The organism is Tenacibaculum sp., from assembly GCF_050290165.1.
Classification (GTDB): Bacteria; Bacteroidota; Bacteroidia; order Flavobacteriales; family Flavobacteriaceae; genus Polaribacter.
The window spans coordinates 26,933-45,216 of sequence record NZ_JBNKHD010000006.1 but is presented as its reverse complement, the minus strand read 5'-3'; the positions used below and the strand labels follow the sequence as shown (position 1 = coordinate 45,216).

Genomic DNA, 18,284 nt, shown 5'->3' with positions numbered 1-18,284 from the left:
TTAGTTGTTATTATCGGAAAAGTTCGCGTTGTTTATTGTATTGCGTACCTTCCTCAAAATAGATATTCGTCCATGTAGAATCAGTCACTAAGTAGTGGCTAAAATGGGCTTGATCAAGTCCAATATGTGCTTCTTCATCTCTAAATTTATAATGATCGAATAAGCGCATAAATTCGGTAAGATAAATATCTACTACTCCAGTATCACCTTTTATAATAACCATATTTTCATCATTGTTTTGAGTAGAGGCTTTCGAAAAGTTTGCTGATCCTGTAATAAGAGTTGGATTGTCTGTTAATGGGTCTACAAAAAGATATTTGGTATGCAGGTACTTTACATGATCATTTAACCCTGTTAAATGTTCTGCTTCCCATTCTTTAAGTCCTTCTTTTTTAATTTCATCACCGTTTAAGGTAGCGCCCAAAGCAATTCTATTATTAGGAGTGTCTTTAAAAGTGTCAAATGTTTTACCTTCATGCTCTAAGAGTATGTAACGAAGGCTATCATCTTCTTTACTCATTATTTCTGCAAACTCTTCATTAACACCAAAAGCCGCTGTAAAACCTATAGATTGCTTTGCTTTTTGGATTTGTTCACCATACCAATCTAAAACACTTAAATCTTCTCTAGGACTAAATATAGGAGTTATGTCTTTATGAAGTTGTCCATTTGGAGTAGGTGAGTGCTCATCATTTTTAGGGCGTAATTCTTTTAAATCAGGATTTTTTGAGAGCCGATTCCAATATTCCATATACTCTTCAGCAACATTACTATCTCTAACAACGTGACCTACATTTGATTGTCCGAAAATACCTCCTTTGGTAAAGTTGGTAGATCCCGTCCATACTTGAATAGGTTTTCCTTTGTGGAGTAGTATGATGTATTTGTTATGTTTTATTGAAGAGTTTGATGATCTTGGAATCATAAGTTTTTCAATACCAGGAACCTGAGCTATGGCATTATCGGTATTTTTCCATGGTCCAGTTTTAGATCTATCATACAATATTTTAACATCTGCGCCTCTCTGAGAAGCGTCATACAATGCTTGGATTACTGGAACATAATCAAACTCGTAAGCAGCTACTCTAAGAGCATAGTCTTTCCCTTTAGCCTGTGAAATAAATGATAAAATAGCTTCTTCAAGTCCTCTTGATAACCATTTATAGGCTTCTTTATTAGGGACTTTGTCTGGGTTCTGATTGTTGAATTTTCTAGCGTAGGCTTGTCCAACCGTACCTCTATTGAAGAAAACACCATGGGTGCCATCTTCAGGGTTTTCGGTGGTTACTTTAACGCTAATTTCGTCTTTGTTTTCTTGGGTTTCTGGAGTTCCATATACAGGAGTTACAAAATATTCGTATTGCGTATTGGGGTTTGCTGAGTAGTCTGCCCATAAAAAAGATTGAATAAGACTGTGGTCCTCTTCTTTTCTTTCGCTGTTTTTAAATTGTTTAAATCCTTTTAATGGAAATATCTTTCCAGAAGCAATTTCTTTACGTTTTAGCTTAAAGCCCAATAATCCATCCCTTGCCTCAGATTCTGCATCTAGACAAAGTAATACCACATGGGTTCCAGCTATAACGTGTAAAGAAATCCCATTTTTGTGATTTCTTACTCGCATTTTTATGTTTGGTTAGTTAGTAGTTAACATAAAATTAAGAAAATATTTTTGATTTTCTATAAAAAATTTTCCTTTAAGTAGATGAGAGACGGTAGAAGATATGTAGGTGATAAAATAGTATAACTTCGTTAAAGTACCTATTTTATTAGGAAAAATAGAGCCCTTTTTTATTTTTAAAAGGTAAATTTAAGATGAAAATCTTAATGAAAAATTAATGTTCAAGTTTGTAGCAAACAGGTAAAATTTCACCTTTCATTAAGGCAAATCGATTTAGTTCTTCTGGAGCGATTTTTTTTGTGTAGTCTATCTCGTCAACTTTAAATCCTATAGAACGTAATTTATCAAAATAATCACGTCCATAAACACGCACATGGTCGTATTGACCAAATATTTTTGCACGCTCTTTAGGGTCGGTAATAGAATCGTCTTCGAAAGAGATTTCTCTATTTAAATCTTGTGGAATTTGGAAAATGCCAAATCCACCAGTTTTCATCACACGATACAATTCTTGCATTGCCTTAGTATCGTCCGTAATATGCTCTAGTACGTGATTGCAAAACACCACATCAAAAGAGTTGTCTTCAAAAGGTAAATCACAAATATCTGCTTTTACATCTGCAATAGGTGATTCCAAATCGGAAGTGGTGTAGTCTAAGTTTTGTTGTTTTCTAAAAAGATCTAAAAAACATTGCTCTGGAGCGATATGTAATACTTTTAACTTTTTATCTGAAGTAAAAAAGTTAGTTTCATCTTGTAAAAATAGCCATAGTAAACGATGCCTTTCTAGCGATAAAGTAGAAGGTGAAAGCGCATTTTCTCGTTGTTTTCCATATCCATAGGGCAAAAACTTCTTGAAAGACTTTCCGTCAATAGGATCAGTAAAATTATCACCTTTTAACCACCAAGCAATTATAGGTCTAGCCAAATAACTAGCTTTGATTAAAAGGGGTCTCGGAATTGTATTTAGTATTGTTTTGAAAAGTGTCATATTCTAAAAACTTTCTTAAATTGATCTTGATTTAATATGACTATTTTTGAGTAAAAATTTGAGTATTCTTTTTGTAGTTTTCTTTGAATGTTTCCGAAATGATTAACTTGAGAGGCATTTATTTTCTTTCTATTAAAAACCAAGTAGAATTGAAAAAATTGACTAGGAAAATAAATAGTTTCAACAACTTTTTCTTCTAATATAAAGTTTAAGAAACTCATTATAGATTCAGAACATTTAAGTCTTATGTCGACTTCTTTTATTTTGTCTCCATTCTTAAATTCAACAAGAGATATTTTTTCCGTGTTAAATATAATTGTATCAGAAGTTTTAATCTTAGTGTTTAATTCGTCAAAATCAAAAGATTCTTTACTGGAGTTTATTAGGGAATTTTCTGACTCTTTGTCAATAGATAATTCTGAATAGTTTTTTTGAGGAACATTTTCAGAAAAATATTTTTCAATATCACTATAAATCATTTCTAATATCCTGCAAAGTGTAATATGCTTCAGATATTGAATCTAAAACAACATTTAAATCATTATTGACGTTGATTATTCTTGAGCTTTCTCCTTTCTTGTCTTTTTGAGCAAAATAAAAATCAGTTGAGTCTCGATAGTTGTGTTTGGCTGAGTATGCTTCTAGAGCTTCTATAAAGTAAGGGCTATGAGAGGTTAAAACCATTGGAATAGCAAACTCTTTAGATAGGAGAATCAAAATTTCAGCAAATTTAACCTGCCATGTTGGGTGGAGGTGCACCTCAGGTTCATCAATAACTAATAAGGTGTCCACATTTAAATTGTTATTATCTATTAGTAACTGTATTGCACCAAAAGTTTTTAGACCAGTAGCAACATTGTTTAATGAGAAGCTTTTGCCTTTTTTATTAAAAATTATTTCATTTTTATCATTATAACTAAAATTACCTCCAATAATTTCTTTTATTATGTTGTTTAAAATCTTGATGTCTTTTATGTTACTTGAAAAAATATCTTTTGAGAAAGGTTCTTGATTTATTTTATAATTTAAATAGTTGTTTTTATTTCTCAAATCGGTAAAATTAAAAGACTTCCTTTTTTTATCTAAAAACAAAGGAGACTCTATAAATATTACATCTTTATAGGGGAAATTTATAGGCATTTTTTCAAGAGAAATCATATTCTCTCTAATATTAATTACGATATTATCTATGCTGGTTTTTAATTCAATTAAAGATTTTTTTTTATTAAAATAATTAGAAGTGTGATTGCCAAATTCAAGGTTGAAGTACTCCGAAAGTTCAAAACTCATAAACTGAGTTGAGTCTATACTAATACCTTCTCTCTCTTCTATTTCATTGATTGTCTTAAGAATATTCTCTTTTAGAGTATTGTTAGAATAAGTCTTTAATGAATTGTATAATTTTCTTAAGTTTTGAATAGTAGTGTCAGTATCATTTTTTTTTCCAATAAATAAGTCTAAATTTTGTGAAATAGCTTTGTTTAAAATTTTTGAATCAGCTTCACTACGAACTTTACCTCTTACAAGTATAGAAGAAATTTCATCAATTTTTTTTGAGATAAAACTCAGTTTTGAATCATTAAAGCTTTCTTCAACACTGTTAAAAGACCTTATGATTGAATATAAAGTCTTACCAATGGTACTTTTCCCAGAATCATTTTCTCCTGTTATGAGAGTAATACCATCTATATTGATATCTGCTGAAGAAACTATTCCAATATTTTGAAGTTTTAACCTCATGTTGCTTAATTGCTAATTTAGCTTTTTTGTAAATATACTATTTATTGTCTAAACTCGTCCTCTTCGTTACTTTCAATACCTAAAGCTTCATATATATACTTAAAGGTAGATAATAATTCAGGTTTACCATCAATAATAGCAACATCGTGTTCAAAATGAGCAGATGGTTTTCCGTCTAAGGTAGTAATTGTCCATCCGTCACGGTGCTGAATGATTTTTTGAGTACCCATGTTTGTCATAGGTTCTATAGCGACAACCATACCTTCAATAAATTTCTTGCCACGACCTCTTTTTCCGTAGTTAGGCATTTCAGGGTCTTCGTGCATTTTACGTCCTAATCCGTGTCCTACTAATTCGCGAACAACTCCATACCCATGTTTTTCGGTAAAGTTTTGAATTGCGAATCCGACATCACCAACACGATTTCCTACTTTAAGCTCACGAATACCTACATATAAACTTTCTTTGGTAACGTCTAATAATTTTTGTGTTTCAGGAGCGATTTCACCTACAGCAAATGTGTAAGCATGATCTCCGTAAAAATCATTTTTGATAGCACCACAATCAATAGAAATAATATCGCCTTCTTGTAATGGTGTATTGTTCGGAATTCCGTGTACTACTTGAGAGTTAGGACTCATACAAAGTGTGTTCGGGAAATCGTATAAACCTAAAAAACCAGGGATAGCACCTTGCTCGCGAATAAATTCTTCGGCAAGTTTGTCAAGATACAATGTAGTAACTCCAGGTTTCACTTCTTTGGCAAGCATTCCTAAGGTTCTTGATACTACTAAAGCACTTTCGCGCATTAATTCAATTTCTTCTCTGGTTTTTTGAATAATCATGTTAAAAATATTGAGGCGCAAATTTACGGTTATTTTTGATATGGATGCTTGTATTCTTGACCAGAAACTATTTTTAAGAAATCTTCTTCCACAGTACTGTCATCTAAAGCATGTTCTACAAAACGACCAATTTCTTTCCCATCTTTATAAAATATAAATGTTGGGACATGAGTAATATCAAATCCTTCTTCTAATCCGTTAGCTTTTTTTTGGCGATTAACAGTAACTAATTCGAGGTTTTTGTAGTCAAATTGAGCTTCGTCTAAAATTTTGTAAAAATTTGGTACATCTCTTTGGCTATCTCCACACCAAGTTCCCATAAAACCTTTAATTTTTATGTCTTTCAAGTATGGCTTTAGTTGTTCAACTGTATTTTTGTTGGTTTCGTAATATGAATAAAAATCGTTAAACCACTCACTTCCGTAAGGTTCTTGCTGAAGGTCTTTTTTGGTAGCTATACCTACCAAATTTCCGTTTTCGTTTTTGGTTGCAAGATTTTTAGGTGCTGAAGCACACGAAACTACTAAAGCGGTAATAAGCAAATACACGATTTTTTTCATCTGTTTAATTTTTATTGTTTTTATAGGTCAGATGTAATTCGCCAATAATCTTTTCGGTTGGTGTCAACTTCTTGTTATGGCTCATTTCATAAGATATATTTTAAATAAGTGAATGTTGTGTCATTTCTTTAGGTTGTGCTACTCCCATAAGTTGTAAAATGGTTGGAGCAACATCGCCTAAAATACCACTTTTTATTGATTTTAACTCTTTGTCAATTAAAATTACAGGAACAGGATTGGTGGTGTGAGCTGTATGTGGTGTTCCATCTGGATTGATCATCGTTTCACAATTTCCGTGATCGGCGATTAGAATAGTAGTATAATCGTTATCTAATGCTGTAGTTACCACATCTTTTACACATTCGTCAACAGCTTCGCAAGCCTTTACAGCAGCTTCAAAAACACCAGTATGACCTACCATATCCCCATTTGCGAAATTTAAGCAAACAAAATCCACATCGCCTTTTTGTAACTCTGGAACAATGGCGTTACGAATATCATAAGCACTCATTTCTGGTTGTAAATCGTAAGTCGCTACTTTTGGGGATGGGCATAGTAAACGTTTTTCATCTTTAAACTCTTCTTCTCTCCCGCCAGAGAAAAAGAAAGTTACGTGCGGATATTTTTCTGTTTCAGCAATTCTAATTTGACTCTTTCCTGCTGATTCTAATACTTCTCCTAAGGTGTTTTCAATGTTTTTTCCGTCGTAAACAACATGAATGTTATTAAACGTATCATCATAGTTTGTTAGAGTAACAAAATATAATGGTAATTTTTTCATGTTGAATTCAGGGAAATCTTTCTGACTTAAGGCTTCGGTTAATTGACGACCTCTGTCAGTTCTGAAATTGAAGAAAATAACAACGTCGTCTTCTTTAATGGTTGTTTTAGGTTGATTGTTCTCATTAACCATAATAATTGGTTTGATGAATTCATCAGTAACATTAGTCTCATAACTTTGTTGAATACTTGTTATGGCATCTGAAGAAAGTGAACCTTTTCCATGTACTAAAGCGTCGTAAGCAAGCTGTACGCGTTCCCAACGATTATCACGATCCATAGCATAGTAACGACCAGTAATTGTTGCCAATTCGCCCGTAGTTTCTTGCATGTATTCTTGGATGTCGTTAATAAAATATTTTCCTGATTTTGGGTCGCAATCACGACCGTCAGTAAATGCATGTAAAAACACATTATCCAAACCAAAATTGTTAGCTGCTGCTAACAAGCCTTTTAAATGATCTATATGTGAGTGGATTCCTCCATTAGAAACTAACCCTAAAAAATGAATATTTTTGTTGTTTGCTTTTGCGTATTCAAAAGCGTTTACTAATTCGATTTCTTTGGCAAGAGTCCCTTCCTTTACCGCTTTGTTTATTTTAGCCAAGTTTTGGTATACAATTCTACCAGCCCCTAAGTTCATGTGTCCCACTTCAGAATTTCCCATTTGTCCCTTTGGTAAACCAACATGTTCACCATCGGTTCTTAATTGTGCATGCGGAAATTTATCGTATAAAGAATTTATAAAAGGAGTTTTCGCATTATATATAGCCGATACTTTTGGGTCTTGAGTAATTCCCCAACCGTCCAAAATCATTAAAATTACTTTCTTGTTCATTTGTTGTGTGTTACACTGCAAAAATAAGAAAGATTTTTGGGGATTATTTTAAGAATTCATAAAAACAAATACGATGTAAAATAATCCGCTAAAAAATAAAAAGTACAGAATGCTCTTTCTGATAAATCGGATTTTGTTTTCCTTTTGAAGTCTTATTTTAATCTGTATTAACTCTTTTTTACTTGCAGACTTTTTGAAATGTAATTTATCGTCATTTTCTTTTTGAAATCGTTCTAGTTTTTCAAAAGCACTAACTCTTTTCCTTTTATTGTTTTTTAAACTGGTAACCATTGCGGATACCGCTCCTCCAAAACTCATAGCAAATTAATTTTAGGGTTTTGTTATAAGTAGCTTTAATTGGTTGTATGTTACATAAAGTTCTTGGTTATTTTTGATATTTACGAATCGCTTCTTTAATTTTTTGAATTCTGTTTTCAGGGTCAGGGTGTGTGCTTTGAAATTCAGGAATTCTATTGGGACCAGCAGCAGCTTTTAATATTTCCATTACACCTATCAAGTTTTTTGGATTATAGCCAGCATCAATCATTAATTTTACTCCTAATTCGTCACTTTCCAATTCATCACCTCGGCCATTTTTTAATAAAGTTTGTTGACCAATACTATTGGCTAACTCCCCTAAATCAGCACCAACCGATGCTCCCATGGTTAGTAACTGCCAAAAATTAGCATCGGTAATTCTTTCGTTGGAATGTTTTCCTAAAACATGTCCTATCTCATGTCCTAAAACTCCTGCTAACTGATCTTCATTTTTCAATTGAGAAAATAAAGCGTATGTTATAAAAACTTGCCCACCAGGTAAGGCAAAAGCATTGATGGTTTTGTCATCTTTTAATAAGTGAAAATCAAATTGATATCCCGATTGTTTGGCTACAGTATTATTAACTAATTTATTACCAACATTGTCTACCAAAGTTTGTGCATTCTCATTAGGATATAAACCACCATGTTGTTGAGCCATTATGGGGGCTTGTTGTAGTCCGATAGCGATTTCTTGTTGAGGAGACAAGCTAACGGCTTGTGTTTTTCCTGTATATGGATTTACTTCTTGTTGGCTACATTTTCTTAGGTAAGCAAAAGCAACAATTGCTAAGCCAATTAATAGGCGAGTTTTAAAACCTCCTTTTGTCCTCATTTTCTGCTGTTTTAAAGGCAAAAGTAAATGTACAAAAATATATAATTTAACGAATATCAATTTTTTGTAAACTATAAAAAACTTAAATTTACACAGTAAAACAAACAACACTATGGAACCTCATTTTGAGTTAAACGAAGTCACAAAAAAGTTACCCAAGCATCTACATAAATTTGTAGTGAAGCAACCATATGATGAATATACAGCACAAAATCAAGCAGTATGGCGTTATGTGATGCGAATGAATGTTGATTATTTAGGTAAGGTAGCACACTCTTCGTATATAGATGGATTGAAGAAAACAGGAATTTCAATAGAAAGCATTCCTCATATGCAGGGAATGAATCGAATTTTAAAAGAAATTGGTTGGGCGGCAGTTTCGGTAGATGGATTTATACCACCAAATGCATTCATGGAGTTTCAAGCATACAATGTATTGGTAATTGCTTCTGATATGCGCACGATAGATCATATAGAATACACTCCTGCACCAGATATTATTCACGAAGCAGCTGGTCATGCACCAATTATTGCAAATCCTGAATATGCAGAATATTTACGTCGTTTTGGTGAAATAGGAGCTAAGGCAATTTCTTCGGCTAAAGATTATGAGATGTATGAAGCAATTCGTTTGTTGTCTATTTTAAAAGAGGATCCTAATTCAAGTCAAAAAGAAATTGACGAAGCTCAAGAAAAAGTAGAGTGGTTACAAGATAATATGGGAGAGCTTTCAGAGATGGCTCAGATAAGAAATTTACATTGGTGGACGGTTGAATATGGTTTGATAGGTTCACTCGAAAATCCTAAAATTTATGGGGCAGGATTGTTGTCTTCAATAGGGGAAAGTAAATGGTGTATGAAAGAGGAGGTTACAAAAGTGCCTTATACTATTGATGCAGCGAATGTAAGTTTTGATATCACCAAACCACAACCGCAGCTATTTGTAACACCAGATTTTGCTCACTTGAGTATGGTGTTGGAAGAATTTGCGAATACAATGGCAATTCGTTCTGGAGGGTTGAAAGGAGTAGAAAAATTAATTGACTCTAAAAACTTAGGTACTATAGAGTTAAGTACAGGAATTCAGATATCAGGAGTATTTACCAATGTGATTTCTGATGAAAAAAATAGACCTATTTATGTGCAAACTACTGGTTCTACTGCTTTAGCAAGTAGAGATAAAGAACTAATAGGGCACGGAATCAGTTACCATGCAGAAGGTTTTGGAAGTCCAATAGGAAAGTTAAAAGGAATTAATATTCCTATTGAAAATATGAGTCCACGAGACTTAAAAGCGTATGGAATTTATGAAGGAGAACAAGTAGTTCTTGAATTTGAAGGAGGGGTAAGAGTAGAAGGAGAAGTAATTACTGGGACAAGAGATTTAAGAGGTAGAATTTTATTGATATCTTTTAAAAATTGTACGGTGACTCATGGAGATACTGTATTGTTCCATCCTGATTGGGGTGTGTATGATATGGCGGTTGGTGTTGAAGTAGTATCAGCATTTGCAGGTGCTGCAGATGTAACTTCTTTTGGTGATGTAGGAAAAGTATCGGAAACAAAAACACATAAAATTGCTTATTCTGATACGGATAAAGAATTATATGGTTTATATGCGAAGGTGAGAGTGATGAGAGAAGAAGGAACGTCTTCTGAAGAGAAAATTCAAGAAATTTTCGAATTGTTGCAGTCAAAATTTAAAAACGATTGGTTACTGCCTTTAGAGTTGTTAGAATTAGCTGTAGAGCACGACTATTCTGTTAAAGATGCTATAAAATCACACTTAGAAATTTTAAAAGGTAACAAGAGTTACACTACGTTAATAGAAAACGGCTTACATTTGTTGCCAGAACATTCGATGTAACATGGGATTATTTAATTTATTTAGAAGAAAAAATATGAGTAACGAAATACAAGAATATTTAGCTAAAGGAGCGGTAGTATTAGATGTGAGAACTTTAGCAGAATGGAATGAAGGACATAGTGAAGGAGCAAAACATATCGTGTTAACAACGATTCCTTTGAATGTAGATGAAATCAAATCATGGAATAAACCTGTAATCGCGGTTTGTAAAAGTGGAGGTAGAAGCGGTCAAGCAACTCAATTTTTACAAAACCATGGTATCGATGTAATTAATGGTGGTCCATGGCAAAATGTAGATCAGTATTTAGTTAAATAATAATAAAAACTAAAAATTCATAAAAGGAAATGCTTGCAAAAGTATTTCCTTTTTTTGTTGCAATTTTTCTAAAAAAAGTAGGTGTGCCTCAGAATTTGGATTAAATGGTTTATGAGTTAATCCTTTTTGAATGGTTTCAACTTCTTTCATGACCTTAAGAGTGTCTTCGGTAAACCATGTTTCAGAAAACTTTTCCCATATATAATTAATAGCTGTTTGGTTTGGGTGAATCATATCTTCAGCATAAAAACGATAATCACGCAATTCGTCCATCATGATTTCATAAGAAGGGAAATAATATACTTTTTTGCGAGGTTCAACCACTTGATGAATAGCTGAAAGTAAATGTGCTTTACTACGTTGATTTTCAATAAAGCCATCTTTGATATGACGTACTGGAGAAACGGTGTAAATTATAGAAATATCTTTGTTTAATGATTGAACTAAAGAGTTGATAGCTTCTAAACTTTCTAAAATTTCATCGATACTTAACAGTTCTTTTAAGAATTTTTTCTGCGGAATTTTATGGCAATTCGCAACCAAAGTGTCTGTTGCAATTTCACGATACACCCAAGCCGTTCCTAAAGTAATAATTACATGCGAAGCATCTTTAAGTTGCTTAAAAGTTGAGTTAACATTGTTGTTTAAATTGCTAAGTAATTCTTCTTTGGAAGGTGAGCTAAGTGCAGAATGAGCTTCGAAGCAATGCCAGCGTTCATTGTGGAAAAAAATAGCATCTTCTGTATATTCTTTTTGATTAATACTGTTGGTAATTAACAGTTCAATAGCTTTTGGATGAAACAGTATTCCAAAAGGATTTTGCTTCGATTGAAATTTGTAATACGATAATTGATTGCCTATGTTTTCCGAAAAACAAGATCCTAACAATAGCAAATTTGAATGATAATCAATTTGATGATGAGGTTGTTTTTTTAATGGTATTTGTGTTTGAAAAATCATAGGTGAGTTGTGGTAAATTCAAATCAAAAATAACGATAAAAATACTGGAAGTATGGATATGAAGCTTAATTTTCATGGATTTTGTATATTTGTTTAATTATAATTAAAAAGTATTGAACAATATAAAGTCTATTTTTACAATAAAAGACCTTGAAAATATTTCAGGAATAAAAGCACATACGATTCGTATTTGGGAGAAACGTTATAATTTGTTGTCACCTGAAAGAACTGATACCAATATTCGATACTATTCTTCAGAAAATCTTCAAAAGCTATTAAATGTTGTTTTATTAAATAATAATAACATCAAAATCTCTAAAATAGCTGAAATGTCTGATGATACAATTATTCTAAAAGCAAGAGAGTTGGCTTTTAAGATGGCAGTTAATGATGAGGCTGTAAATTCTCTTAAGCTGGCAATGTTTCAGTTTGATAAAACATTGTTTAATAAGACCTATAATAGGTTGATGCAAAGAAAAAGTTTTAGAGAGGTGTTTCAAGATGTTTTTGTTCCTTTTCTTGATCATGTAGGTTTGTTATGGCAAACAGACACTTTGTTGCCAGCACATGAGCATTTTATATCAAATTTAATAGTGCAGAAAATACAAATCAATATTGAAAAACTTGAGCATTTGGTTAGTAATTCGAATGTTACTTATGTGTTGTTTTTGCCTGAAAATGAGATTCATGAATTAGGATTATTGTATTTAAATTATGAACTTATTTTAAGAGGATATGAGACAATTTATTTGGGACAAAGTTTGCCTCTTGATAATTTGGAGTATTTTTTTAAAAGTAAATCAAAGACTTGTTTTATTACTTCTATGACTGTCCAACCTTTTGAGGATAAGATAATAGAATACTTTTCTAAAATTGAAGAAGAACTTGAAGGTACAGGTCATGAATTAATAGCTTTTGGAAGAAAAGCGATGGAAGTTGAAGATGTTAATTTTAAAGCAGATATTAAGGTCTATTCATCTCTAAAAGTGTTTTTGAATAAGCTTTAAATTTTTTTATGTAATTTTATTTTGTTTAATATATTTTTGTTTTTGTTAAACAAAAAATGTAAATTTGACTAATGTTTTGATTTTCAAAGCATATTTTTTTAAGGAGATTTATTTTGTTTAACAATTGTGTTAAAAAGATAAACAAAGTCTATCGAAGCTGAAAAGTAGACTATAAAAAAATAAGAGTAAGCATTAACTAAAGAGTATATAATTATGAAAGCTAAGAATTTAACTTTGGTGTTTTTTTTAAGTGTGTTTTTAAGTCTTGGTCTATTTACATCATGCAGTGACGATGATGATCCTATTATAGAGCAACCTAAAACTATTGTTGATTTAGCGACTGAAAATTCTAGTCTAAGTGTTTTGGTGTCTGCTTTACAAAAGGTTGACTTAGTCTCTGCTTTACAGGCTGAAGGACCTTTTACGGTATTTGCTCCAACAAACGAAGCTTTCCAAGCATTATTAGATAGTAATGCTTCATGGAATTCTCTCGATGATATTCCTGTAGAAACATTGAAGTCAGTGTTGTTATTTCATGTTATTAGTGGTCAAGTTAAAGCAGCTGATTTAACAGATACTTATGTGAATACTTTGTCAACAGGGCCTAATGATGAGATGTTGTCATTACAAGTTGAGGTAACTGGAGGTGTTGAGTTTAATGGAGATTCTAAACCAGTAAGCACTGATATTATGGCTTCAAATGGGGTTGTTCATGTTATTGACAAAGTAATGTTGCCAGCTAATATTGTAACGCTATCATTAAATAATGCTGGTTTTACTTCTTTGGTAGCTGCATTAACAGATACTCGTCATACAACAGATTTTGTTTCACTATTAAGTCAAAATGGACCTTATACGGTTTTTGCCCCTACTAACGATGCTTTTCAAGTCTTGTTGGATAGTAATGCTTCGTGGAATTCAATAAGTGATATTCCTATTGCAACATTGGAAGCGGTATTGAAGTATCATGTATTTGCTGGAGGAAATGTGCAGTCAGATGAGTTGAGTGACAATCAGGAAATAACAATGTTTGATGGAAATATAGTAACAGTTGATCTATCTAGTGGAGCTAAACTAAATACAACTTCGAGTCAATCAGTTGTAATCTCTTTAACAGATGTACAAGGTACAAATGGGGTAATTCACGTAGTAAATAGTGTTTTGTTACCTTGATTTTTGAGTAAAGTGTTTGATTATAAGTGAGATTAATTTCTCACTTGTAATTTTTAAATTATATTTATAAGAAAGAAATTGAAAAAAAAAGTATACATAATAGGTTCGGGTTTTTCATCTTTATCGGCTTCTTGCTATCTAGCTAAAGCGGGGTATAAAGTGGTGGTTTTAGAAAAAAACGCAACAATTGGAGGGAGAGCAAGACAATTATTAAGAGGCGGTTTTACTTTTGATATTGGCCCCACATGGTATTGGATGCCCGATGTTTTTGAAAAGTTTTTTGCAGACTTTGATAAGAAGCCATCAGATTACTACAAGTTAGAAAGATTAAGTCCTGCTTATGAAGTGTACTTTGGAGAAAAAGATTCAATTATAATTCCGGGAACCTTAGAAGAAATTTATGAGGTTTTTGAAAAAGAAGAAAAAGGAAGTTCGAAACACTTGCAGTCCTTTTTGAAATCAGCAAAATACAATTATGATGTTTCTATAAATGACTTGGTCTATAAGCCTGGGATTTCTCCTTTAGAGTTGGTAACTCCAATTACCATGGGTAAAATATTTCAGTTTTTTTCTACCATAAGACATGAGGTAAGGAAGAAAATTAAGAGTAAAAAGCTGATTCAAATATTAGAGTTTCCTGTATTGTTCTTAGGAGCAAAACCGAGTAACACCCCAGCTTTTTACAATTTTATGAATTATGCTGATTTTGGTTTGGGTACATGGCATCCCAAAGGAGGAATGTATAAAGTTATTGAAGCAATGATTGATTTAGCAATAAGTTTAGGGGTTGAATTTCAAACAAATGTAACTGTTGATGAAGTGGTTGTTAATGATAAGGGTGAAGCAATTGGCGTTGGAGTTAATGGAAATCTGCTGGAGTCTGATGTTGTATTAAGTGGGGCAGATTATCATCATACAGAAACGTTGCTTCCGGAATATCTCAGACAGTACTCAGAAAAATACTGGTCTAAAAAAATATTTGCGCCATCATCCTTACTTTTTTATGTGGGGTTTGATAAGAAGTTAAAAAATGTATGCCATCATACACTGTTTTTTGATACAGATTTTGATGTGCATGCTAAAACAATATATGATGTTCCTAGTTGGCCAAAAGAACCGTTGTTTTATGCAAGTTTTCCTTCAATAACAGATGAAGCTTTTGCACCAAATGGAAAAGAAGCAGCCACTTTTTTAATTCCATTAGCTCCAGGTATAGAAGATACACCAGAGTTGAGGGAACGTTATTTTGATATGATACTAAAAAGGTTAGAGACTTTAACAAATCAATCAGTAAAAGAACACGTACTATTTAAAGAAAGTTTTTGCGTAAACGATTTTATAAAAGAGTATAATTCATATAAGGGCAATGCTTATGGTTTGGCAAACATCTTAACACAAACAGCTTTTTTAAGGCCAAAAATAAAAAGTCAAAAAGTAAAGAATTTATTCTTCACTGGGCAATTAACGGTACCAGGGCCAGGAGTTCCTCCGTCATTAATTTCAGGAAAAATAACTTCGGATTTAATTTTAAAAACGTACAAAAATGAAACAATTATTTGATGAGGTTTCTTACGCGTGTAGTAAGTTGGTAACCCAAAAATATAGTACATCATTTTCTTTAGCAACGAAAATGTTATCACCAAAAATACGTGCTGATATTTATAATATTTATGGATTTGTACGCTTTGCAGATGAAATAGTGGATTCTTTTCACGAGTACGATAAAGAGGAGTTATTATTAATGTTTGAAAAGGAATATTACAATTCCAAAGAAAAAGGAATCAGTTTGAACCCTATTTTGAACGCGTTCGTACACACAGTAAATAAGTATGGTATTTCTGATGATTTAGTGCAAGCGTTTTTAAAAAGTATGAAAGCTGATTTATATAAGACAGAATATCAAACAAAGGAGGAGTATAATGCTTATATTTATGGATCTGCAGATGTTGTAGGGTTGATGTGTTTGAAGGTTTTTGTAAAGGGAAATCAACAAAAATACGATGAATTAAAAGAGGCTGCGATGCGATTAGGATCAGCATTTCAAAAAGTAAATTTTTTAAGAGATTTAAAAGATGATTATGAAATGTTGAATCGTTCTTATTTTCCAAATGTGAATCTCAAAAAGTTAGATGCGGTATCGAAAGAAGCAATTATAAAAGATATAGAAGCTGATTTTGATTATGCTTATCAAAATGGGATTTTAAAACTGCCAGTTGAAGCAAAATTTGGAGTGTATATGGCATATAGATACTATAAAAAGTTATTAAAAAAACTGAAAGATACACCTTCAACAAAAATTATCAACACTAGAGTTAGGATTTCTAATCCAATGAAAATTAATTTATTAGCAAGGAGTTATATAAAATACAAGCTGAATTTAATTTAATGAAATATCTCTTACTGCATATTGTAATATGTTTGTCTTTTGGTTTTATTAATACTCCAAAATTTGTTGAAGAATACCATGAATTGTCTGAAAAAAAAGAAGAACAAGAGTATATTCAGAGATATGGACAAAACAATGATGTTAATGTACAAGCCTATGTAGTTTCTTTAAAAATGAAACAGGCTAAATATAAGTTGATGCCATGGAGTAAATTAAAAGTGTTTAATACTGGTAAAAAACAATTGGAAGAGTTGATTTTAATACACCCTGATAATGTGCATTTACGATACGTTCGATTGGTAATTCAAGAAAATACACCAAGTTTTTTAGGTTATAAATCTTCTATTAAAGAAGATAAACGGTTTTTAAAAAAAGTGCTTCAAAAAAAAGATAGTATAAGTTATTTACACTCGTTTATAATAGAAAACACATCATTATGAGTATAGTTTTATATATAATAATCACTTTGATGACCTTTACAATAATGGAAGGAGTTACATGGTGTACACATAAATACATAATGCATGGTTTTGGTTGGTATTTACACGAAGATCACCATCAACCTGGATATCCACATGCATTTGAAAAAAATGATGCTTTTTTCGTGGTCTTTGCAATTCCTAGTATTCTGTTATTCTACTTCGGAATTCGACCAGAGTTAAACTTTTTGTTTTTTATAGGGTTAGGTATTCTATTCTATGGGATAGCTTACTTTTTAGTACATGATGTATTAATCCATAGGAGGTTTAAATGGTTTAGAAATACAAAGAGTAGGTATTTAAAAGGCTTGCGAAAAGCACATAAAATACATCATAAGCATTTAGATAAACCAGACGGTGAATGTTTTGGGATGTTGTTCGTGCCATTCAAATATTTTAAAAAAATACAATGAGTCAATACCTGTACTTAATACTAAATTTAGGAAGTTTGAGTATTCCTTTATTGTATAGCATTTTTGAAAAAAAACTTCATTTTATTCAGTATTTCAAAATAGCTATTTTGAGTATAACTCTGGTAGCCATTCCTTTTTTAATTTGGGATGGGATTTTCACTGTTAATGGAGTTTGGGGATTTAATTCAGACTATTATGTAGGGTTGAAAATTTTTAAAATGCCTATAGAAGAATGGCTGTTTTTTTTCTGTATCCCCTATGCATGTCTTTTTACACATGAAGTATTAAGGTATTTGTTTCCGAAATTTAAGTTGTCAAAATCAGTAACGATCCTTCTCAGTTTTTTACTAATTGTATTAGCTGTTTTGCTATTGGTTTTTAACTTCGGAAAATGGTATACCTCTGTAAACTTTAGTTGTTTTTTAATGGTGTTATTGTATGGCGTTAGATATCATTTGGAAACTCTACAAGAGTATTATCTGAGTTTTTTAGTGATTTTAATCCCTTTTTTAATAGTAAATGGGGTTTTGACAGGAAGTATGATAAATGAGCCAGTAGTTTGGTATAACAATGCTGAAAATTTAGATTTTAGAATATTTACCATTCCGTTTGAAGATATTTTTTATGCGTTTACCATGCTGTTTTCAATACAGTTAATTTTTAATCATTTAAAAAGAAAACAACTTGAAAGAAAATAAATACATACGATTTTTAGTATTCCTAATTGTTAATTTTTCAGCTTTAGCTATTGGAGTCTGGTTGATGGATGATGGACCTAGAACAGATTGGTATTTGTCTTTAAATAAAGCTCCATGGACACCAGCAGGTTGGGTTTTTGGAGTGGCGTGGACAACCATCATGGTTTTGTTTTCTGTGTACATGACCAAAGTGAGCTTTCAATATGAATTTTTAAATAAGAAATTACTCATTTTGTATATAGACCAGTGGATTTTAAATGTGAGTTGGAATTATATTTTTTTCAATCAACATTTAACAAAACTTGGATTAGTGGTCATTACTTTATTATGGTTGCTAATAGGTTACTTTACTTTTGAGCATATAAGGAAAATAAAAGGGTATACCTTATTTATTCTTCCTTACTTAATCTGGATGACTATTGCAGTGAGTTTAAATGCTTATATCGTGTTTAGTAATTGA

General features: G+C 31.9%; 20 protein-coding genes. 10 read left to right on the top strand and 10 right to left on the bottom strand.

Annotation, left to right across the window (positions count from 1 at the left end; translation table 11 throughout):
* Positions 1-10 precede the first annotated feature (10 nt).
* From ACQY6M_RS07035 to ACQY6M_RS06995, 9 genes are all read right to left on the bottom strand, one after another.
* A complete protein-coding gene (locus tag ACQY6M_RS07035) occupies positions 11-1,621 on the bottom strand; it encodes a phospholipase D-like domain-containing protein (RefSeq protein ID WP_428742589.1) in 1,611 nt (536 codons plus the stop codon).
* Between the two features lie 211 nt (positions 1,622-1,832).
* Positions 1,833-2,609, bottom strand: coding sequence for a class I SAM-dependent methyltransferase (locus ACQY6M_RS07030; RefSeq protein WP_428742588.1), 777 nt, complete (start codon positions 2,607-2,609; stop codon positions 1,833-1,835).
* Positions 2,606-3,088, bottom strand: a complete 483-nt coding sequence (locus ACQY6M_RS07025) for a hypothetical protein (RefSeq protein ID WP_428742587.1) — start codon at positions 3,086-3,088, stop codon at positions 2,606-2,608. Before ACQY6M_RS07025 ends, ACQY6M_RS07030 begins: the two co-directional genes overlap by 4 nt.
* Positions 3,078-4,349: an AAA family ATPase gene (locus tag ACQY6M_RS07020; protein ID WP_428742586.1), complete on the bottom strand. Its 1,272-nt coding sequence runs from the start codon at positions 4,347-4,349 to the stop codon at positions 3,078-3,080. The genes ACQY6M_RS07025 and ACQY6M_RS07020 overlap by 11 nt, the downstream gene beginning before the upstream one ends.
* 41 nt (positions 4,350-4,390) lie before the next feature.
* Positions 4,391-5,194 (bottom strand): type I methionyl aminopeptidase, encoded by an 804-nt coding sequence (gene map, locus ACQY6M_RS07015; RefSeq protein WP_428742585.1) that lies wholly within the window; start codon positions 5,192-5,194, stop codon positions 4,391-4,393.
* Between the two features lie 29 nt (positions 5,195-5,223).
* The gene (locus tag ACQY6M_RS07010; protein ID WP_428742584.1) at positions 5,224-5,754 is read right to left on the bottom strand and encodes a thioredoxin family protein; all 531 of its coding nucleotides are present in this window, start codon (positions 5,752-5,754) and stop codon (positions 5,224-5,226) included.
* Positions 5,755-5,854: 100 nt separating this feature from the next.
* Positions 5,855-7,372, bottom strand: coding sequence for a 2,3-bisphosphoglycerate-independent phosphoglycerate mutase (gpmI, locus tag ACQY6M_RS07005; protein ID WP_428742583.1), 1,518 nt, complete (start codon positions 7,370-7,372; stop codon positions 5,855-5,857).
* A 48-nt stretch (positions 7,373-7,420) separates the two neighbouring features.
* Positions 7,421-7,690, bottom strand: a complete 270-nt coding sequence (locus tag ACQY6M_RS07000) for a hypothetical protein (RefSeq protein ID WP_428742582.1) — start codon at positions 7,688-7,690, stop codon at positions 7,421-7,423.
* A gap of 67 nt (positions 7,691-7,757) precedes the next feature.
* Positions 7,758-8,525 (bottom strand): M48 family metalloprotease, encoded by a 768-nt coding sequence (locus ACQY6M_RS06995; protein ID WP_428742581.1) that lies wholly within the window; start codon positions 8,523-8,525, stop codon positions 7,758-7,760.
* Between the two features lie 112 nt (positions 8,526-8,637).
* On the opposite strand from ACQY6M_RS06995, the gene ACQY6M_RS06990 reads away from it, so the two are divergent.
* Together ACQY6M_RS06990 and ACQY6M_RS06985 are read left to right on the top strand one after the other, a co-directional pair.
* On the top strand, positions 8,638-10,392 hold the full coding sequence (locus ACQY6M_RS06990; RefSeq protein ID WP_428742580.1) for an aromatic amino acid hydroxylase: 1,755 nt from the start codon (positions 8,638-8,640) through the stop codon (positions 10,390-10,392).
* 34 nt (positions 10,393-10,426) lie between these two features.
* Complete coding sequence (locus tag ACQY6M_RS06985) at positions 10,427-10,708, top strand: rhodanese-like domain-containing protein (protein WP_133537952.1); 282 nt, start codon at positions 10,427-10,429, stop codon at positions 10,706-10,708.
* 9 nt (positions 10,709-10,717) lie between these two features.
* Here ACQY6M_RS06985 and ACQY6M_RS06980 read toward each other — a convergent pair whose 3' ends face one another.
* Positions 10,718-11,668, bottom strand: a complete 951-nt coding sequence (locus ACQY6M_RS06980; protein WP_428742579.1) for a GSCFA domain-containing protein — start codon at positions 11,666-11,668, stop codon at positions 10,718-10,720.
* Between the two features lie 113 nt (positions 11,669-11,781).
* Between ACQY6M_RS06980 and ACQY6M_RS06975 the strand changes: the two genes are divergently transcribed.
* From ACQY6M_RS06975 to ACQY6M_RS06940, 8 genes are all read left to right on the top strand, one after another.
* Positions 11,782-12,675 carry a MerR family transcriptional regulator gene (locus ACQY6M_RS06975; RefSeq protein WP_428742578.1) on the top strand — a complete coding sequence of 298 codons (894 nt, stop codon included), beginning with the start codon at positions 11,782-11,784 and terminating at the stop codon, positions 12,673-12,675.
* A gap of 213 nt (positions 12,676-12,888) precedes the next feature.
* Positions 12,889-13,848: a fasciclin domain-containing protein gene (locus tag ACQY6M_RS06970; RefSeq protein WP_428742577.1), complete on the top strand. Its 960-nt coding sequence runs from the start codon at positions 12,889-12,891 to the stop codon at positions 13,846-13,848.
* Positions 13,849-13,926: 78 nt separating this feature from the next.
* Positions 13,927-15,408, top strand: coding sequence for a phytoene desaturase family protein (locus ACQY6M_RS06965; protein ID WP_428742576.1), 1,482 nt, complete (start codon positions 13,927-13,929; stop codon positions 15,406-15,408).
* Positions 15,392-16,234 carry a phytoene/squalene synthase family protein gene (locus ACQY6M_RS06960; RefSeq protein ID WP_428742575.1) on the top strand — a complete coding sequence of 281 codons (843 nt, stop codon included), beginning with the start codon at positions 15,392-15,394 and terminating at the stop codon, positions 16,232-16,234. Before ACQY6M_RS06965 ends, ACQY6M_RS06960 begins: the two co-directional genes overlap by 17 nt.
* Positions 16,234-16,674, top strand: coding sequence for a hypothetical protein (locus ACQY6M_RS06955; RefSeq protein ID WP_428742574.1), 441 nt, complete (start codon positions 16,234-16,236; stop codon positions 16,672-16,674). The genes ACQY6M_RS06960 and ACQY6M_RS06955 overlap by 1 nt, the downstream gene beginning before the upstream one ends.
* Positions 16,671-17,126: a beta-carotene hydroxylase gene (locus ACQY6M_RS06950; protein ID WP_428742573.1), complete on the top strand. Its 456-nt coding sequence runs from the start codon at positions 16,671-16,673 to the stop codon at positions 17,124-17,126. The genes ACQY6M_RS06955 and ACQY6M_RS06950 overlap by 4 nt, the downstream gene beginning before the upstream one ends.
* Positions 17,123-17,824 (top strand): lycopene cyclase domain-containing protein, encoded by a 702-nt coding sequence (locus ACQY6M_RS06945; RefSeq protein WP_428742572.1) that lies wholly within the window; start codon positions 17,123-17,125, stop codon positions 17,822-17,824. Before ACQY6M_RS06950 ends, ACQY6M_RS06945 begins: the two co-directional genes overlap by 4 nt.
* Complete coding sequence (locus ACQY6M_RS06940; protein ID WP_428742571.1) at positions 17,811-18,284, top strand: TspO/MBR family protein; 474 nt, start codon at positions 17,811-17,813, stop codon at positions 18,282-18,284. Before ACQY6M_RS06945 ends, ACQY6M_RS06940 begins: the two co-directional genes overlap by 14 nt.

Coding starts and splice junctions, on each gene's coding strand:
- ACQY6M_RS06990 (WP_428742580.1), top strand. CDS start 8,638: ATGGAACCTCATTTTGAGTTAAACGAAGTCACAAAAAAGTTACCCAAG.
- ACQY6M_RS06985 (WP_133537952.1), top strand. CDS start 10,427: ATGAGTAACGAAATACAAGAATATTTAGCTAAAGGAGCGGTAGTATTA.
- map (WP_428742585.1), bottom strand. CDS start 5,194: ATGATTATTCAAAAAACCAGAGAAGAAATTGAATTAATGCGCGAAAGT.
- ACQY6M_RS07030 (WP_428742588.1), bottom strand. CDS start 2,609: ATGACACTTTTCAAAACAATACTAAATACAATTCCGAGACCCCTTTTA.
- gpmI (WP_428742583.1), bottom strand. CDS start 7,372: ATGAACAAGAAAGTAATTTTAATGATTTTGGACGGTTGGGGAATTACT.
- ACQY6M_RS06950 (WP_428742573.1), top strand. CDS start 16,671: ATGAGTATAGTTTTATATATAATAATCACTTTGATGACCTTTACAATA.
- ACQY6M_RS06995 (WP_428742581.1), bottom strand. CDS start 8,525: ATGAGGACAAAAGGAGGTTTTAAAACTCGCCTATTAATTGGCTTAGCA.
- ACQY6M_RS07035 (WP_428742589.1), bottom strand. CDS start 1,621: ATGCGAGTAAGAAATCACAAAAATGGGATTTCTTTACACGTTATAGCT.
- ACQY6M_RS06970 (WP_428742577.1), top strand. CDS start 12,889: ATGAAAGCTAAGAATTTAACTTTGGTGTTTTTTTTAAGTGTGTTTTTA.
- ACQY6M_RS06955 (WP_428742574.1), top strand. CDS start 16,234: ATGAAATATCTCTTACTGCATATTGTAATATGTTTGTCTTTTGGTTTT.
- ACQY6M_RS07020 (WP_428742586.1), bottom strand. CDS start 4,349: ATGAGGTTAAAACTTCAAAATATTGGAATAGTTTCTTCAGCAGATATC.
- ACQY6M_RS06945 (WP_428742572.1), top strand. CDS start 17,123: ATGAGTCAATACCTGTACTTAATACTAAATTTAGGAAGTTTGAGTATT.
- ACQY6M_RS07000 (WP_428742582.1), bottom strand. CDS start 7,690: ATGAGTTTTGGAGGAGCGGTATCCGCAATGGTTACCAGTTTAAAAAAC.
- ACQY6M_RS06980 (WP_428742579.1), bottom strand. CDS start 11,668: ATGATTTTTCAAACACAAATACCATTAAAAAAACAACCTCATCATCAA.
- ACQY6M_RS07025 (WP_428742587.1), bottom strand. CDS start 3,088: ATGATTTATAGTGATATTGAAAAATATTTTTCTGAAAATGTTCCTCAA.
- ACQY6M_RS07010 (WP_428742584.1), bottom strand. CDS start 5,754: ATGAAAAAAATCGTGTATTTGCTTATTACCGCTTTAGTAGTTTCGTGT.
- ACQY6M_RS06960 (WP_428742575.1), top strand. CDS start 15,392: ATGAAACAATTATTTGATGAGGTTTCTTACGCGTGTAGTAAGTTGGTA.